Source organism: Desulfovibrio legallii, assembly GCF_900102485.1.
GTDB classification, from domain to species: Bacteria; Desulfobacterota; Desulfovibrionia; order Desulfovibrionales; family Desulfovibrionaceae; genus Desulfovibrio; species Desulfovibrio legallii_A.
In genome coordinates, this window is record NZ_FNBX01000021.1 from 1 (window position 1) to 17,201 (window position 17,201).

A 17,201-nucleotide genomic window follows, 5' to 3' on the forward strand; every position below is an offset into this window, starting at 1 on the left:
GGCCGAGGGCCTCAACAGCAAGATCATGGCCATCAAGAGGAAGGCTTGCGGTTATAGGAACCGGGAGCATTTCAAGACAGCCATCTACTTCTTCTGTGGCGGTCTAAACCTCTACCCGGCCAGTTCCTGACAGGGGTTACCCACGGAAAACCCGGAAGAACCACGGATTTTAACGATCTGCACAAGGCGCGTGGGCTTGATGCCGTCCGTCGGCAGGTCGGCGGCAAGGACCGCAGGCAGGAGAAGGAGCTGCACAGATGAAATTGCTGATTGTGGAAAGCCCCGGCAAGATCAAAAAGCTGCAAAGCATTTTGGGCGCGGACTGGCGCGTTGCCGCCAGCTGCGGCCATGTCCGGGATCTGCCGAATCAGGGCTATGGTCTGGAGCCGCCGGATTTCGCGCTGCGGTATGCTGAAACCAAGCCCGACGTCCTGAAAAAACTGGCCGCCCTGACCAGAACCGCGGACGAGGTCTTTCTGGCCTCTGACCCGGACCGGGAAGGGGAGGCGATCGCCTGGCACCTGAAGGACGCCCTGGGGCTGAATGCCTATAAGCGCGTGACCTACACTGCCATTACGCCCCAGGATGTCCGCAGCGGGCTGGCCAGCCCGCGCGGCATTGACATGAACCTCGTCCACGCCCAGGAAGCGCGCCGGGCTCTTGACCGTTTGTGCGGCTACAAGGTTTCCGGGCCGCTGGGCCGGGCGGTGCGGGAAGAAAAAATGTCCGCCGGGCGAGTGCAAAGTCCGGCTGTACGGCTCGTGGTGGAGCGGGAACGGGCCATCCGGTCCTTTGTCTCCACCACGCATTTCGGTGTGGAGCTGCTGTTTGAGGCCGTGGAAAATATCTCCGACGGCTGGAAGGCGGCCTGGCTGCCCAGGGAAGGCTGGCTGGAGGAAGGCCAGGAGTATTTTCTGGACAAGTCCGCGGCCGAAAAAATCGCGGCTTTGCGGACCCTGGACATTCTCTCTTGCGAAGAGAAGGAAAGCCGCGCGGCCCCGCCCGCGCCTTTTACCACGTCCTCCATGCAGCAGGCGGCCAGCAATGCGCTGAAGTTCAAACCCAAGAAGACGATGGAGCTGGCGCAGAAGCTCTATGAGGCCGGGCATATCACCTACATGCGCACGGACAGCCCCAACTTGAGCGTCAGCGCCATTGCCGAGATCCGGGCGTATTGCGACGCCCAGGGCTGGCCCCTGCCGGCCAAACCGCGCACCTGGAAGAGCAAGGCCGGCGCGCAGGAGGCCCATGAGGCCATCCGCCCCACGCATGTGGACATGGAAGAGGCCGGAGAAACGGAAGAGGAAAAAGCCCTGTACCGGCTGATCCGCATTCGGACTCTGGCCAGCCAGATCGCGGATGCCGTCTTTGACGTGCGCGTGGCCCGGCTCGCTGGCGACGTGGACGGCAAAAAGGCCGTGTTCGAGGCCAAAGGCAAAACGCTTCGGGAACAGGGCTGGAAGGTAGTCATGGCTGCTGACGCTTCCTTGGCCGATGCGGAAGAGGCGGAGCCTGACAACGCCGTGCCGGACCTCAAGGCCGGATGCCAGGCTACGGCTATCCGGGGCGAAGTGAAGACGAAAAAGACAAAACCTGCCTCCCGCTTTTCCGAATCCTCGTTGGTCCGTGAGATGGAAAGGCGTGGCATCGGCCGCCCGGCCACCTATGCCGCCATCATTGAAAACATCATATCACGCACCTATGTGAAAGAAGAAAAAGGCTTTCTCGTGCCCACGCCGCGCGGGGAACAGTTGGTGGACGCCCTGGTGGGCTCATTCGGCTTTTTGAACCTGGATTTTACCAGTCACATGGAGGAACGTCTTGATGACGTGGCCGACGGCAAAGTCAGCTATGTGGAGTGCGTCGGTGCGTTTCATGCCCAGCTCATGGAAGAGCTGGACAAATTCGTCCAGGGGCATGCCGTCCCTTGTCCGGCCTGCGGTGATCGGGAGCAGTTCCGTCATATCTACTCCAGGGAAAAAGGCTGGAATTTCTGGGGCTGCAAGGCCTGCGGGGCCACTTTCGCCGACGACAACGGCCGTCCCGGCCCCAGGCGTGAGAAGGCGGCTGCAGAGCAGACGGACTTCAGATGTGAGAAATGCGGACGCCCCCTGGAACACCTGAAAGGCACAAGGCGGGATGGCTCCGGGACATATGATTTTTTCGTCTGCTCCAGCAAAGAATGCGGGGCGAAATACGACAACCGGGAGGGCAGGCCCGCGGCGCACGAACGCCCTGCGCCGTCTGAGTATAAGTGCAAAAAATGCGGTAAGCCGCTCATTGCCCGGCCTACAAAAAACGGTGGCGTCTGGTATGGATGCTCCGGTTACCCGAAGTGCAAACAGCGGTACTGGGCGACCGATGACGGTGCCCCCGATTATGAAAACCCACCCAAAAACAAATAGGAGCAAGAATGTCCGGTTTTATGACTTCCACCACGGCTCTGAAAATCTTTGCAGCGCAGGTCGTCGCACCCGACGCAGATAATGTGCGGCAACATGTGTTTACACCAACGCCTAGGCCTGACGGCAAACGTATCGGCTGGGTTGGCCTCGGCGATCCGCTGGATCTGGATTTCAGCTTCGGCATAGACCATGGGCAGTTTATGGCCTTTTCTTTGCGGATAGACGAGCGCAAGCCTTCCGGCGCGGCTATCAAAATTCGCCTGGCTGAAGCCCTCAAAGAAGAAGCGGCCGCTAATGAGGGCAGGGTGCCGCGCAACCGCAAAAAAGAGTTAAAGGAGAGCATCACGGCCGCAGTCACGGCAAAAGCGGATTACATTCCGTCCCTCGCCGACTGCATTCTGGATGTGGACGCAAAACGCCTGTATGTGGCCACGACCTCGGAAAGCGTCCTGACCAGTCTGCTGGAACTGTTCCAGCAGACCTTCGGGGTTATGCCGACGCAACTCTTCCCGCAGGCGGATATGGCTGACGTCTTCGCTGGTCTTTTCCGCGAAAGTGCTACCCTTGACGGCACAGAGGTCTGCGCCAACGGCTGCTCTGTGACGCTGGCTACGCCGGAGCAGGCTGAGGACGCTGCCCAGGTCGCCGTTGTCAACAATGAAAGCGCCGTGGCCACGGCCCTGGAGGAAGGACTGCGGATTACGAAAATGGCCCTGGCGACCCGGAAGGATGGCGAGGAAACGTTTTTCACCTTGTCAGGGGACTTGGCCATCACTGGCCTGAAGCTGCCCAAGGGCGAAAAGGGCGATGAAGACGCCACATTCCTGCTTAAAGCCGATACTTGCGCGCAGGTGGCCAGCATCGTTGAAGCCCTGAGCAAATAACCCAAGGGCCGGCCGGCGGAACCGGCCGGCCCTGTCTTTTTCCTGGAGGGCATCATGCTCCGTCGCATTGCGCCGCTGTTTTTCTGGCTTTTTTTGCTGCCAATCTTCTGCGCGCCGGTCCACGGCGCGGACGCCACCAGTTTCGACCCGACTCTTGTGACGGTCAAAGCAAATGGGACGAGCAGCATCCCTGTCGGCACGATAATCTCTTGGCCGGTGGCCCAAAATCCGTCTGATTGGCAAAATTCGGACGGCACATATAACTGGCTGGAATGTAATGGACAAAGTATCTCAGCGTCAGTTTACCCGGAACTGTCCGCGCTTGTAGGCTCCGCCGTGCCCGATCTGCGAGGACTATTCCTCAGGGGCCTGGGAGGAAACTCGGCAGGCCTGTTGGAGGTTCAAGATATGATGATTCAATCGCATCGTCATAGAATTAAATATCCTGCAGCAACAAGCTATGCTGGTGGGCCAGGTTTTCCTGGGACAGGCCCAGGGGTTGCTCTTTTTACAAACTATGAAGGAGGCACAGAAACACGCCCTGTGAACATGGCCGTGCGCTACCTCGTCCGGGCCCGGCCATGAACGCCCTGGCGCGCCCGCCAGCGCGTACCCGGAACTGTTTGCGCTTGTAGGCTCCGTCGTGCCCGATCTGCGAGGACTTTTTTTGCGCGGGCACGGCTCTCAGTCCCACACCCAGAACAACGGCACGAAAGTTGGCGTGACCGAGACCCTGCACAGTTCCGGTGAGCTCGGCCAAGTGCAGGGGGATGGAAATAGAAGATTTACCGGCATGATTGGACCATCAATTAACGCAGGATCTGGTGGCATAGTTTATGGCGGCGAGAATTCTGGATATTGGGTTATGGGTGCAGCTCATTTTTCTACTGCTTATAATTACATTGATTCCGTTCGTGTCCTCCCCACAGCCAACGAAAACCGTCCGGTAAACATGGCCGTGCGGTATCTCGTCCGCGCGCTCCCGTAGCCCCTCTCGCAGCCCTCCCGCGCGTACCCGGAACTGTCCGCGCTTTTGAGTCCGATCTTCGGCTCCGCCGTGCCCGATCTGCGAGGACTTTTTTTGCGCGGCCTGGGGGGGAACAGCGCAGCGCTAGGTGAATACCAGCACTATGAGATACAGGCCCATCACCATACATATCAATGGCGGTGGGTCTGGGCGAGGGCAACGATAATGATGTTTCGCGTATGGGACCAGGTAGCGGGCACTCATCGAAAACAGACGACGAAGGAGGCGTGGAAACACGCCCAATGAATCGTGCTGTACGGTATTTGATCCGAATCAAGCAAGAAATGAAGTTACAAATAAAAAAAATATTATATTAATATTTTCTTCTGATAAAAATTTAGAGATAAAAAGTTATAGAGACTCGACAGAAGCTCTGAGGTATTTATTTGAACTTGAAAAACAATTTCCAGATAAAGATATTGTCCTTGTGAAAGCGGACACTAATGAGGAAATACAGTTAGCTTTCCGCAGCTACTTCTCGGATGCGAAAGATTTTTTGGATTTAATAGAGGGCGCATGCACAAAGTTAAGTGGCCATGTGAGGTGCGGTAGTCGCGACTAGGCTATTAAATTGCTCTGCCCCCGGTTTGGCTCTTGCTGCCGCTGCTGGCGGAATTGGGGTCGTTCAATGCTATTCCCGTCCAGCTTGGTCAGTTCGCTCTGCCTGATGCCCCACCTGGCGGCCGCATAGGCCAAACCCTCGTTCCTGGCATCGGGACTGAAGCTGATATGCTTCCCCGTATCGCAGATTTTCCTTCCACCAGGCAAGGTAAAGACGATGCTGCCGTGCTTGGTGATTTTCGAGGTGGAGCCTGGGACTAGGCTCTCCATCAGGGCAATGCCGATGAGCCTGTTTTTCGTTCTGCCGGAAAGTTCTGCGTTTTCCAGGATGGCCGTTTTCCTAGCCAAGTATGCCGCACGGTCTTTCATGCGCCTAGGCAGAACCTCCGGCGTTGTTTTTTCTTTCCTGGACCGCAGGACGGCCAGCGCTGTTTCATCGCCCTGGGCGGCTTTCTGGCGCAAAAAATCAAGCCAGTTCCCTGTTCCTCGCGCCATACGCGCCGCATGTACTTCTTCGGCCTCATACTGGCGGGCCATTTTCATGAGGTTGGCGCGTGTCCTGCGCGCGATGGGTCTGCGTTGCAATTCTGTGCGCTTCCGCTCCCACTTCTGGCGTATTTCATCCACGGCCATCTTCTGGACCAGCCGCTGTTCTTGAAATTCTTCCCACAGCCTGTTCCGGTTGGGCGCTTTCTGCAGTGGGGCAGCGCCATAATGTTGCTCACTTTCCGGCATCTTGCCATGGGGTGGGCGGAATGCCCCGAACCGCGCCTCCAGCTTTTTCAGGGACAAATCCCTATGCACGGCGCTGGCCTTGGTCATCTGGCGGCCGTGCCGGTTTTTTATCACGAGTCCGGCCCCTCGCGGCTTCAGCTCAAGTCCGTGGCGGGCAAAAGCCTGGTGCACGTCTTCCCACGAACGAGCGGTCTCTAGTGCAGCCAAGATGCTCTCTCCTTGTTCCTGGGAAAAGCCTTCAAAGGACTGCCGACCGGAATGCGCCTCCACAGATGCGGCCCTGTCGCCCAGCGTCTGCTCCTGGGCCTGCTCGCGCCCTGGGTCGATGACCAGGCCGTATTCCTGCTCCAGCTCACGGCACAGTTTGTCGCGTTTGATGTAATCGCGCCAAGGCTCCACCCGCGTCAGCTTTTCAGGGTGGATGAGGTTGTAGGCGACATGCATATGGATGTTGTCAGTGTTGACGTGGACGCCGCAGTGGCGCTGATGGTCGGCAAGCCCAAGGGCTTCGGCGAAGCGCTCTTCAATGGCCTTGAACTTTTCCGGCGTGAGGACGCCTTCATCCTCCGGGCGGAAGCTGACAACCAGGTGATAGGTTTTGACGCCCTGGCTGCGGGTGTTAAGTGCCTGGGTGTCGGCCACTTCCTGCATGGCCAGTTCGTAATCATCCCCTGCCCAACAACCGGCGCACCAGCTAACCAGAGATTTCTCGCCCTGATGGCTGGCATCGGCGATGTAGCTGGCAAGACGACCGTAATTGTCGTTCCCGGCCTGACAGTGGATGCGTTTGCTGATCATAGCGCGCGAATTTTTGCTTTCAGACTTGCTTGAAGCTGATCCAGCCGGTGGAGCAGGCTGTGTATCTGCTCCCTGCTGCCGCCCGCCGCCAAACTTTGCTTCAGCAGACCGCCCAGCCGTCCAAGGTCGGCGTTGACCTTCAGCAGCTCTCTTCGGGCCTGCTGGTCTTCGCGGCTCTCCACCCTGCAGCCCAGACACACGCGCCTGGTAAACTCTGAAAGTGTCAGCCCGGCCCGGTTGCTGAACTCCATAATAAGAGCGAACTCTCCCGCCGTGACATATGACTTCAGTATGCAAGTCCGCTTGGGCCTTGCTGCCTTGGCTGCCTTGTCTGGCGTCATTAAATGAACCTCATCCTGTCAGGAGAAATAGTTCTCCCGACTATTCCGCGAAAAACAGCAAAAATCGCTTTAGTTACGGCTGTCTCCGTAGTTATTTCTTCCAGGTTGCTGATGTTGCAGGAATTGCAGACGTAGTTAGTAACGGCCTGCTTCGAGTAATCAAGACTGATATACGCCCATAAATCAAGCAAACCGGAAATGACGGCAATGCCGTCGGGAGCCTCCGCCACTTTCCTGTCCGCCGCATCGACATCGTTCCGGATGACAAATATTTTCTTCCAGAGAAAAGTAAAAGCTGCATAAAAGGAATCCTTCTGCAGGTCTTCCAGCCTCCTGGCTTGCATGGCCACGAGCAAATCTTGCACCACATTCTCTTCTGCTGTCTTTTCGACATAGGCCACCATGCGAATCAGCCCCTTGAGAGCCTCTATTTGCCGGACAGTGAGCTTTTTTCCAGCAGAGAACAGAGTCCACTGTGCGGGCTTTGCATCCTGAATTTTTTGAAAATCGGGGCCAGCAGACTCCGTGACTTCCTGCCTCTTCAGCAATGCTACCTCCATTGCATTGAAAGCCTCCAGGAACTTCTCTTTCCATGCCGCCGCCTTTTTGCCGGTAAAGCCCATGGCCAGAAAAGCGAAGCCGTCGCGGGTCAGACGGTAGGCAGGGAATTCACGTTTAGCTCCACTGCCGATTTCCGCCTCATAGACCATTGGCTGAAAATTGAGCCGATGGAACTCTGGTGAGCACTCCAGATTTTCAATGGCCTGAAGCACGTTTTTGTGCTCTTTCTCGAACGCCTCAGCGATGATCAGCGACGTGGTAAACATTTCGTCATCATCAATCTGCACAATATTTTCAAATGGTTGAGTGGAGATTGCCTGCGTGTTGTTCTGACTGCCTTCCATTGCTTTCTCCTTTGTTTTTTAGCGTTGAGCCGAAGGCGAATAAGCAAGCCACCCCCGGCGATTGAGGGGGCAGGACGTAAAGTGTGGTACCACTTTACCTGTCCTGCCCTCTTTGTTTTGTTTTCAGCTATAGCATACTCATGTAATTTTACAACAATCTATTACATATTTCATAGAATGTCATAGAATGTCATAGAATGTAATTGATGAATGTTGCAAAAAATGTGTTATTGCGATGAGTTATATAATGATTAGAGTAGCGGAAGAACGGAGACGGCCTGCATCCCCTGATCAGGAGCGAGGTGGGCATAGCGCATGGTCATGCGGATGTCTTTATGACCAAGCAGACGGCTCACGAGCGCGAGCGGCGTGCCGTTCTGAACAAGCCACGATGCGAACGTGTGGCGAAGCGTATGAAAGCAGACTTTTTCTCGGCGGTCGTTTACTCCATGATTAAAACCGCAGGCCTCAACAGCTTCTTGAAACATGTAGTATTTGGTCTGGGCCTGCGCCAATGAACATGAAGATCTTGGGGCAAAGTATTTTTCCGCTATACGCAGCGCTGGTGGATTGAGTGAGAGATAGATCGACTAAGATTGTTTTTTGTGTCGACAGCCTTTGCAATATTGTGCTGTAAATCGACATGGTAGGATTGCAGAGCATAAATTTCATTGGCCCGCATCCCACCGCCCGGGCTTCTTGCGCCGGAGCTCAGATTTTTAGGAGCTGATCATGTCCAGACAAAGAGTAAACTTGCCCTATGACCGCGCCGCAGATGGCGCGCGCGTGAATGTGATGCGTGCTGCGGAAATGCTGAGCTGCTCACGTTCGTGGGTCTACAAGCTGATTGAAGCCGGACACCTCAAGGCTTTCAGCATCGGCAGCCGCAAGGGCTTGCAGATTACCGTGCGTAGCCTTGAGGGGTATTTGACGAAGCAGGCAGTGACGAATTAAATAAAATCAGAGAGCTATGCTTAAAACAAAAACTAGTCTGAGGCATTGGTTGCGAAATCATAGGCAATTGCATATCTTACTTATCCATGCTAGGAGTTCATTACACAAATAAAATAATTTTTGATGACAAATAGGAGTGACGAGCATGAGAGATAAATTTGAATTCTTGTCCAATATTCCTGTTTCAAACATTCAGCTTGATACAAATAATTTCCGTATTGGCACAGCTGCAAGTCAACGTGAATGCATTGGATTGATGTTTGTAGATAAAAGAGCAGAACATATTATATCTCTTGCAAAAGATATCGCTGACCGTGGGCTATCACCGAATCCCATAGTGGTTGTAAAAAATGAGAAAGGTGGATTTACTGTAAAAGACGGAAACAGAAGAGTCACCGCCCTCAAGCTTTTAAATAATCCTGCTGAAGCACCGGATAATTATAGGGCAACATTTTCAGCTCTTTCAGAAAATGCAAACACTAAAATTAGCGACTCTATAAGCTGCTATCTCACAGATGAAGAGACAGCACTTTCATTTATGGAACTTTCCCACCTTGGTTTTCAGGGCGGCATTGGGCAAATCAAATGGGGATCAAATGAGAAAGATAATCTCAATGAATATAAGGGGATAAAGCTTCAAAATAATGTTGCAAGATCAGTATTAGCATATCTCAAAAATATAGGAATTTCTGACATTGATAAAGCCAAAATCACAATCTTTCAACGTCTTTTCCAAGACAAAGAAGTTCGAGACCTTATTGGAATAAAATGGGAAAATGAAACACTTTCGTTTAATGCAGACGAAAAATCAGTTGCAAACATACTCACCGAAATATTTTACGACTTTACAGAACGTGGAAGCACTACCCTTAAAATTTTTACAGCCAAAGACAGACTCGAGTACATTAATGAACTTTTTGCTAGAGGGGTCGCCAAACCTCAGCTAGCATTAAGCAGTGAAGATGGATCCAGCTCAAATCAAAGCGCATCAGAGCAAGGCAAACCACCTAGCACAACTGAACCGAACGAAGCTGCTAAGCCAAGTAAGCCATTGCAGACACCAGACAGCGCTGTCTGCCCGGCTAGAAATCCCTCATGGGATAGAAAATGGCTGATTCCCAAGCGTTGTCGCCTGGGAATACCTAAGTCTGCCACAAAGGCGTCAAATATCGCTCATGAGTTATCCCATGGAATTGGAGTCAAAAAGGCCCCCAACGGTGCTGCGGTATTACTACGACTGCTAATCGAATTTTCAATTGATAATTACATAACAAATCATTCACTGGTTATTCCAAAAGGCAAAGATATGCTATACGTTAAGGCCATTAGAATTGCAGAAAACCTATTAGATGACAGCAAGATAAATAAAAAAGAATTCGAAGATTTGTCCAAGATTAGCCAAAGTGATGACATATTTTCAGCACACACACTGAATGCGTGGGTGCACCATTCTCATTACTCGCCAGATCCCCAAAGTCTATGTATATTTTGGGATAATATTGAAAAATTCATCAAACTTTGTTGGACAAAATAGCTGGCCAGAATTAGACCGCTGTGGTAGTTTTTTGGGACTGGAGGAAGCCCCAATGGCATTTTACACACCGCTACGGTACCCCGGCGGCAAGGGTAAACTTGCCCCATTCATTCAAGACATATACACCGCCAACAATTTGAGCGACGGCACATACGTTGAACCGTATGCAGGCGGTGCTGCCGTAGCCTTGAAGCTTTTACTGGAAGGATACGCTTGGAACATCGTCATCAACGACATTGATAAGCGTGTGTTTGCTTTTTGGTGGTGCGCCCTCAACAATACTGATGGGTTGTGCCAGAAGATACGAGACTGCCGCGTTGACATGGAAACATGGCATAAGCAAAAAGAAATTTATACGAATTTCGAAAATTACTCCATCGAGGAACTTGGTTTTGCAACTTTTTTCCTGAACAGGACAAATCGCTCTGGTATTCTTTGCGGTGGTGTAATTGGTGGAAAAAATCAGACTGGCAATTTTAAAATAGATGCAAGATTTAACAAAAACAATCTTATTTCAAGAATACAGCTAATTGCAAAGTACAAATGCAGAATTAAACTTTACAACAAAGACGCTCTGCAACTAATGCAGGAATTAAGTCCTACATTTGATGACAAGACATTGGTATATTTTGACCCACCTTATTATGCTAAGGGGAAAATGTTATACCAAAACTTTTATACACCAGAAGACCATAGAGCACTTGCCCAGTTCATCAAAAGCTCTAGTCATCCATGGATTGTCACATATGACAATATCGAAGAGATTAAAGATTTATATGATGGTGAAAATAGCGTAGAATTTGATATTTCATACTATGCAAATATGGAACGACCACGCGGAAAAGAAATTATGTTTTTTAGTAACATTAATATTCCATGCCAGCCATATACCCGTAAAGCTGATTTAACGAGAATAGCTATCTGATAAATTTATGCCTACAATTAGTTTTCCTTAATGTATTGAAAATTTGATATATAAAAGAAGCGCGGCAGTAATCCACTGCCGCGCTTCTTTATTTAGTCGGTCCTTAAAAATTGAATTTAGCCGGTAATCCCCCTGAGGGCTCCCCCTGATCATGAATACTCTTCTGGACCGCACAGCATTCAGGCGTCCGGCACAAAAAGCGTCCCTGTTTTTTACTCTGGGCCCCTTCTGGCCATTACCGCGCCCGCGGCACGGCCGCAGTGACCAAGGGCGGTGCAAAGGCCGCGCCCCGGCGGGGCCAGATAAAAAATTAGACTAGGGGAAGAACGGAAACTGCTTGCATCCCCTGATCGGGAGCTAGGTGGGCATAACGCATGGTCATGCGGATGTCCTTATGGCCAAGCAGACGACTGACGAGAGCGAGCGGCGTGCCGTTTTGTACAAGCCACGATGCAAATGTGTGCCTAAGTGTGTGGAAGCAGACTTTTTCTCGACGGTCATTTACTCCACGGTTAAAGCCGCACGCCTCGACAGCTTCCTGAAAAATATAATATTTTGTCTGAGCCTGTGCTAATGACTGTGAAGATTTGGGGGCAAAGTATTTTTCCGCTACGTGCAGTGCCGGGGGATTAAGCGGGATAGAGCGATTGAGATTGTTTTTTGTGTCGACAGCCTTTGCAATCTTGTGCTGTAAATCGACATGGTAGGATTGCAGAGCATAAATTTCACTGGCCCGCATCCCTGTGTTCAAGGCAAAAAGCCCGACATCGTGCCAGACTTCGGAACGTGCCTGAAGGTTTTCAAGAAGAAGTTTCGCTTCGCCGGGCGAAAGGAAACGCAACCGGCGGTTGTCGAATTTAGGCATCCGGAACACCGGCACAGGGCCAGGATAAAGCTCCCACTCCACGGCACGACGCATGACACGCCGAAGCAGGGAAAGACAATGAGCTACGGACTGCGGGCTCAAATTTTTGCTTTCAAGGCAATTTCGTAGTTGCACAATTTGCAAATTTTTGATTTTATCGAGGGGAAGCCGACCGAGGACAGGGGCGATATGGTTATTCCACCGCCCGACCTCCGTGGAAAGCTGTTTTGGCGTCGAAAGCACAAATTTGCGATAACATTCAAAGGCATCATTGAGTTTCATGTCGATCCTCCTTTGCCATAACGTATCGACATAAATCTAAAAATGCCTTTTGGAGGAACGATGGCGGCCTCTCAAGCCGCTAAGACGGGTTCAAATCCCGTTGGTGACGCCAGAAAGCTCCTCCACCTCTTTGGCTGGAGTAAAATACCTTCACCCTGGAAAGCTGTTGCGCTCCAGGGTGAAGGTATTTTATTCTATTTGCCGCCTGCCCCGGTCTTTGAGGTAGAGCCCCTATTGGCCCCTTCTGGCCATTACCGTTTCCACGGCACGGCCGTAGCGGCCAGGGGCGGCGCAAAGGCCGCGCCCCGGCGGGGCCAGCTGACCAGGACGGCGCCATAGCGCCCTGTATCCAGGAGCGGAATATTCCGCTCCTGCAGCCAGGCGCGCAGCCGACGCCCCGGATAGCCGTAGCGGTTCTCAAAACCGCAGGCGGCCAGAACCAACTGCGGTTGCACAGCCTTGTAGAAGGCGCTCAGGAAGCTGCCGTCCGAACCGTGGTGCGGCGCTACCAGCACCTGCGCCCGCAAATCCCGTCCGGAACGCAGCAGGCGGCGCAGTACCGGCTTTTCCGCATCGCCGGTAAAGAGGGCCAGTCCGCGCCCACCACAAGTGAGCCGGGCCACCACGGAGGCGTCGTTGCCGGAATAGACAGCGGCCGCGTCCGCCGCGTCACGCGGGGGATGCAGGATTTCCAGCCGCAGATGCAAGGCCGGATCGCCCAGCAGCAGCACATCCCCATCGGCCAGCGCACGCGCGCCGCATTCCTGCCGGACGGCGCTCCAGCGCGCGCCGCGTTCCCCTTTGTGTTCCCTGCCGTTGTCCAGCAGCAGCGGCACGTCCATAACGTTAAGGACATGCAGAAGACCGCCCATGTGGTCCACATCGGGGTGGCTGTTGCACACGGCCGCCAGACGCGGCGCATCGTTGGTCGTGAGCGCGGGGGTCACCAGGGCCTTGCCCGGATCAAAGCGGGGCGAAAAGCTGCCGCCGCCGTCCAGCAGCAGGCGGATGTGCCCGGGCAGGCGCAGGGCCAGGGCTTCTCCTTGCCCTACGTCCAGCATCTGCAGGCTGATGTCCGGGCTCGTCCGGGCTTGCAGCCGCAGCAGCGGCCCCACGCAGAGCAGCGCTGCGCCCAGAACCAGCAACCGTTGAGCCGCAAGGGGCAAGCGGGGCCTCCCGGCCTTGCTGGCCAGAGCTGTGAGCAGAGCGGCAAAGGCGGGCAGGGCCGTCCAGTGGGGCCGCAGCAGGGCGGGATTTTGCAGCAGCTCTGCGCGGGCCAGCCAGTCCAGCCCATCCGCCAGCGCCGTACAGGGCAGCGCGGCCAGCTCCAGCACCAGGCGCGCCGCGTCCGTCCAGCCCAGGGCGGCCAGCGCCAGCCCCGCAACGGCGGCGGGCAGCACCAGCAAGTCCGCTACAGGCAGCCAGAGTACGTTCAAGGCGAACCACTGGCCCGCATTGCCGAACAGCAGAATGTTCAATGGCAACAGGGCCGCCTGAATTCCCAGTGAGACAAGAAAAACCTGCGCCAGCGGCCGCGCCGCCCGTAAGAACAGCGCCTTCCCTGAGCGCGCGGCCCCAGGTTTTACAGAGGCTTCCGGCAAAAGAACGCGCAGCCAGGGCAGACCCATACCGATGGCGGCCACACAGAGAACGGAAAGTTGCAGCCCCGTATCCAGCACGCTCAAGGGCGCGGCCAGGGTGATGCAGAGCAGGGCGGCGCAGAGCGCGTCCAGCGTTGTGCACAGGCGGCCGCGCAGCAGCCAGAAGGCCAGCGCCAGCAGCATGACGGCGGCCCGAAGCAGCGAAGGCGGCGCATTGCCCAGCCAGAGGTAGACCAAGGCGGGCGGCAGGCTGGCCCAGAGCGCCAGCACGGCGCGCGGTCGGCGCAGGTAGAGCCCGGGGTGCAGGCGGGCGGCCGCCAGCACGCAGAGCAGGCCTACCAGCCCGGCCACGGCCAGATGCTGCCCCGAAAGCGCCAGGCTGTGCGTCAGTGTGGCGGCGGAAAAATTGTCGAGCGTGGCCTGGGTCAGATAACGGCGGTCGCCGAAAAGCAGGGCCAGGAGGATGGCCCTGCCCTGGGGAACGTCCTGGGCCTCTGCGGCGGATTGTTCTGCAGCGGCGCGGAAGGCCACGGCGGGCAAGGGGGCTTCCGGCTGCGGTCTGCGGACGGCTTGCCCTGTCTGTGGCGGGAGGTCGGGGAGGGGCAGGCCCAGGGCGGTGCAAAAATCCCTGCGCAGGTTCTCGCGCCAGAGGGCCGAGGCAGAGGGCTCCCCCAACAGCTCCGGTTCGTGCGCCGCCCCTTTGCTCCACAGCCGCCAGCGGACGCCCTGGGCCGCCCACCACAGGCCCCAATCGGCAAGGCCGGGATTGCGAAAGCCCTGCATGGGCAAAGGACGCCGGGTAAGGCAAACGGTCTGCCCCGGCAAGGGGGTCCAAAGCGGCGCTTCCCAGGTCCAGGCCGTCAGGCCTGGCAAGGGGGCGGCCGCAGCAGGGGCCGGAGCGGCGGGCCGCACAGCGCCAAGCAGCAGGCGCAGCCGATTGTCGGGCAGGCCCTGCACTTCCCGCACTCTGCCGCACAGGCGGGGAGGCGGTGCGGTCTGGGCCCAGGGGGACGGCGCAGGTGTAGAGGCATCCCAAAGGGGCCGCAGGCCGCCGTAGAGTTGCACATGGGCCACGCAAAAGCCCGTCGCAAAAAGGAGCGCTGCCGCGGCCAGGCGCAAAGGCCTCCACAGCCGCGCGTCAGCCGCGAGAAAGACCAGAAGGCAACACGCAGCCTGCCGCGGCCATACCGCCGCCAGAAGCCCCCCTGTCCAGACGACCAGAAAGCTCTGCCAGAGCAAGGGGGCTTGCAGCGGGGGATGGCGCATGACGGGACCAGCCTCACCGCGCCGATCGGGTGCGCTTGGGGCTCACAGCGGGCCTAGCGGGGCAGCAGATCCGCGTAATCCTGACTTTTGATGTAACGGCGCACAAAGGCCAGGCCGGTTTTTCGATCGCCGGTGAAGGTGGTGACCATGAAGACGTCGCCGGAAGTAGCCACCCAGGCCTGACCGGGCAGTTTCTGCTCCGTAAAGGTGAAGCTGTACTGCCCGTTGCGCTCCACTGGAGGCCGGGGCGCTTTAAACTGATCCGCAAACAGGGCCGCAATGGTTTTGGCGTCGGCTCCGCCGCTGGGGCCAATGACAAAGCGCACGGTGGTGGTGCCGGCGGCATTGGTAAAAATGGCGGTGGTGGCACCCTGACTTTCCGCAGGCGCCATGACAACCCGCCAGCTTTCCGGAATATCGGCGGTGAAGTACCTGGTGGTCACCTGTTCGGCCAGGGCTGGCGCGGCCAGGGCCAGCAAAAGCATTACGGCCGCGAGACGTTTACCCATAGACGTTTCCCCCACAAAAGAAACAGCCTGGAGCGCAACTCCCCCCCCGGACGGCAAGAAGCCCGCCCCGGCAGGGCAGGCTTCTTGTATGCAATGCGCCGACAAAACACAATGCCCCGGCGCGGCCTTGTCACGCGCCGCGCAGGGCCTGCTCCAGATCTGCGATCAGGTCGTCCTTGTGTTCTATGCCGATGGAAAGACGCACAGTATTGGGCAGGATGCCGGCCGCGGCCTGTTCCGTCGGCGACATCTGAGCGTGGGTGGTGGAAGCCGGATGGATGACCAGGGATTTGGCGTCCGCCACGTTGGCCAGCAGGGAAAAAATCCGCATCCGGTCAATGCAGGCGCGGGCCGCTGCCGCGCCGCCTTTGATCTCAAAGGTGAAGATGGAGCCGCCCCCCTTGGGGAAATAACGCAGGTAGCGGTCATGGCTTGGGCTTTCCGACCGGGAAGGGTGGTTGACGCGCTCCACACGCGGATGCCCGGCCAGAAAATCCACCACTGCCAGGGCGTTCTCTACATGTCGCTCCACCCGCAGCGAGAGGGTTTCCAGCCCTTGCAAAAGCAAAAAGGCGTGCAGCGGCGCAAGACAGGCCCCCAGGTCGCGCAGCAGAATGGCCCTGGCCCGAACCGCAAAGGCGGCCGGGCCGGCGGCGGCGCAAAACTGCAGGCCGTGGTAGGCCGGATCCGGCTCGCAGAACTGGGGGAAACGCCCGGAGGCCTGCCAGTCAAACCGGCCGCCGTCCACAATGACGCCGCCCAGAGCCGCGCCGTGGCCGCCCAGAAACTTGGTGGCCGAATGCACCACAATGTCCGCCCCGTGCTCCAGGGGGCGCAGCAGCCAAGGCGTGGCGAAGGTATTGTCCACCACCAGCGGGATGCCGTGGGCGTGCGCCAGGGTGGCCAGGCCCTCCAGATCGGGGATGTTGCTGTGGGGGTTGCCCATGCTTTCCACAAAAATGGCCTTGGTGTTGGGCCGCAGAGCCTGCGCAAAGGTTTCCGGCTTATCCGGATCCGCAAAGGTGGTTGTGACGCCCCAGGCGGGCAGCGTGTGGGCCAGAAGGCTGTACGTGCCGCCGTAGATGGTTTTGGCCGCCACCAGATGATCTCCGGCGCGGGCCAGGTTCTGCAGGGCGTAGCTTACGGCCGCCGCGCCGCTGGCGGTGGCCAGCGCGGCCACGCCCCCTTCCAGGGCCGCCACGCGGCGCTCAAAGGCGTCCACCGTAGGGTTGGTCAGCCGGCTGTAAATATTGCCCGCTTCTGTAAGGTTGAAGCGGGCCTCAGCCTGGGCGCAGTCGGCAAAAACGTAAGAGGTGGTCTGGTAGACGGGCACGGCGCGCGCGCCCGATGCCGGGTCCGGGGTTTCCTGCCCGGCGTGAACCTGCAGGGTTTCAAAATGCCACTGGGTGTTGGAAGTCATGGTGCATACCTCATGGCCGCGCGGGCGGCTATTACTTACTAAAAAGATAAGAAATAGTGCCCCAGCGCGCCAGGGTCTGTCAAGCACGTTTCTACAGGGCCGCGCTTGCAGCTCCGGCGCGGCGGCGTTAAAATATCGGCAACGGCGGCGTGCGGGGGCTGCGCTTTTGGGCGGAGCCGCACGCACGGG

The 17,201-nt window shown here is 56.4% G+C and carries 17 protein-coding genes; 8 read left to right on the forward strand and 9 right to left on the reverse strand.

Translation table 11 applies throughout. From position 1 onward, the window contains the following. A partial coding sequence (locus tag BLS55_RS11940) for a transposase (RefSeq protein ID WP_143339551.1) occupies positions 1–130 on the forward strand: 130 nt, incomplete at its 5' end. Here the strand turns inward: BLS55_RS11940 and BLS55_RS12135 are convergent. Beyond that, on the reverse strand, positions 112–255 hold the full coding sequence (locus BLS55_RS12135) for a hypothetical protein (RefSeq protein WP_180365455.1): 144 nt from the start codon (positions 253–255) through the stop codon (positions 112–114). The two genes, BLS55_RS11940 and BLS55_RS12135, sit on opposite strands and share 19 nt — an antisense overlap. A gap of 2 nt (positions 256–257) precedes the next feature. Here BLS55_RS12135 and topA point away from each other — a divergent pair, with 2 nt between their 5' ends. The 4 genes from topA to BLS55_RS11945 all read left to right on the forward strand — a co-directional run bounded on the left by topA (position 258) and on the right by BLS55_RS11945 (position 4,277). Continuing rightward, positions 258–2,405 (forward strand): type I DNA topoisomerase, encoded by a 2,148-nt coding sequence (topA, locus tag BLS55_RS10575; RefSeq protein WP_092155015.1) that lies wholly within the window; start codon positions 258–260, stop codon positions 2,403–2,405. 8 nt (positions 2,406–2,413) lie between these two features. Next, the gene (rdgC, locus tag BLS55_RS10580) at positions 2,414–3,289 is read left to right on the forward strand and encodes a recombination-associated protein RdgC (protein ID WP_092155017.1); all 876 of its coding nucleotides are present in this window, start codon (positions 2,414–2,416) and stop codon (positions 3,287–3,289) included. Positions 3,290–3,343: 54 nt separating this feature from the next. Beyond that, a complete protein-coding gene (locus BLS55_RS10585) occupies positions 3,344–3,874 on the forward strand; it encodes a phage tail protein (RefSeq protein WP_092155019.1) in 531 nt (176 codons plus the stop codon). A 136-nt stretch (positions 3,875–4,010) separates the two neighbouring features. Further along, positions 4,011–4,277, forward strand: a complete 267-nt coding sequence (locus BLS55_RS11945) for a hypothetical protein (protein ID WP_143339552.1) — start codon at positions 4,011–4,013, stop codon at positions 4,275–4,277. Positions 4,278–4,874: 597 nt separating this feature from the next. Here the strand turns inward: BLS55_RS11945 and traI are convergent. The 4 genes from traI to BLS55_RS10610 all read right to left on the reverse strand — a co-directional run bounded on the left by traI (position 4,875) and on the right by BLS55_RS10610 (position 8,171). Further along, positions 4,875–6,410 carry a TraI/MobA(P) family conjugative relaxase gene (traI, locus tag BLS55_RS10595; RefSeq protein WP_092155021.1) on the reverse strand — a complete coding sequence of 512 codons (1,536 nt, stop codon included), beginning with the start codon at positions 6,408–6,410 and terminating at the stop codon, positions 4,875–4,877. Continuing rightward, complete coding sequence (locus BLS55_RS10600; protein ID WP_092155023.1) at positions 6,407–6,751, reverse strand: plasmid mobilization protein; 345 nt, start codon at positions 6,749–6,751, stop codon at positions 6,407–6,409. Before BLS55_RS10600 ends, traI begins: the two co-directional genes overlap by 4 nt. Beyond that, positions 6,751–7,656, reverse strand: coding sequence for a Rha family transcriptional regulator (locus tag BLS55_RS10605; protein WP_092155025.1), 906 nt, complete (start codon positions 7,654–7,656; stop codon positions 6,751–6,753). Before BLS55_RS10605 ends, BLS55_RS10600 begins: the two co-directional genes overlap by 1 nt. A gap of 251 nt (positions 7,657–7,907) precedes the next feature. After that, entirely contained in the window at positions 7,908–8,171 is a 264-nt protein-coding gene (locus tag BLS55_RS10610) for a tyrosine-type recombinase/integrase (protein ID WP_257243223.1), read from the reverse strand. 217 nt (positions 8,172–8,388) lie between these two features. Between BLS55_RS10610 and BLS55_RS10615 the strand changes: the two genes are divergently transcribed. The 3 genes from BLS55_RS10615 to BLS55_RS10625 all read left to right on the forward strand — a co-directional run bounded on the left by BLS55_RS10615 (position 8,389) and on the right by BLS55_RS10625 (position 11,069). After that, positions 8,389–8,610 carry a helix-turn-helix domain-containing protein gene (locus BLS55_RS10615; protein WP_092155026.1) on the forward strand — a complete coding sequence of 74 codons (222 nt, stop codon included), beginning with the start codon at positions 8,389–8,391 and terminating at the stop codon, positions 8,608–8,610. 145 nt (positions 8,611–8,755) lie between these two features. After that, positions 8,756–10,144 carry a ParB/Srx family N-terminal domain-containing protein gene (locus tag BLS55_RS10620; RefSeq protein WP_092155028.1) on the forward strand — a complete coding sequence of 463 codons (1,389 nt, stop codon included), beginning with the start codon at positions 8,756–8,758 and terminating at the stop codon, positions 10,142–10,144. Positions 10,145–10,196: 52 nt separating this feature from the next. After that, positions 10,197–11,069, forward strand: coding sequence for a DNA adenine methylase (locus BLS55_RS10625; protein ID WP_092155030.1), 873 nt, complete (start codon positions 10,197–10,199; stop codon positions 11,067–11,069). 310 nt (positions 11,070–11,379) lie between these two features. Here BLS55_RS10625 and BLS55_RS10630 read toward each other — a convergent pair whose 3' ends face one another. The 4 genes from BLS55_RS10630 to BLS55_RS10645 all read right to left on the reverse strand — a co-directional run bounded on the left by BLS55_RS10630 (position 11,380) and on the right by BLS55_RS10645 (position 17,012). After that, positions 11,380–12,216 (reverse strand): tyrosine-type recombinase/integrase, encoded by an 837-nt coding sequence (locus BLS55_RS10630; protein WP_092155032.1) that lies wholly within the window; start codon positions 12,214–12,216, stop codon positions 11,380–11,382. Between the two features lie 251 nt (positions 12,217–12,467). Beyond that, entirely contained in the window at positions 12,468–14,891 is a 2,424-nt protein-coding gene (locus BLS55_RS10635) for a ComEC/Rec2 family competence protein (protein WP_257243224.1), read from the reverse strand. Positions 14,892–15,136: 245 nt separating this feature from the next. Then, positions 15,137–15,592 carry a hypothetical protein gene (locus tag BLS55_RS10640; protein WP_092155036.1) on the reverse strand — a complete coding sequence of 152 codons (456 nt, stop codon included), beginning with the start codon at positions 15,590–15,592 and terminating at the stop codon, positions 15,137–15,139. Between the two features lie 130 nt (positions 15,593–15,722). Beyond that, positions 15,723–17,012 carry an O-acetylhomoserine aminocarboxypropyltransferase/cysteine synthase family protein gene (locus BLS55_RS10645; protein WP_092155037.1) on the reverse strand — a complete coding sequence of 430 codons (1,290 nt, stop codon included), beginning with the start codon at positions 17,010–17,012 and terminating at the stop codon, positions 15,723–15,725. Positions 17,013–17,201: the final 189 nt, after the last annotated feature.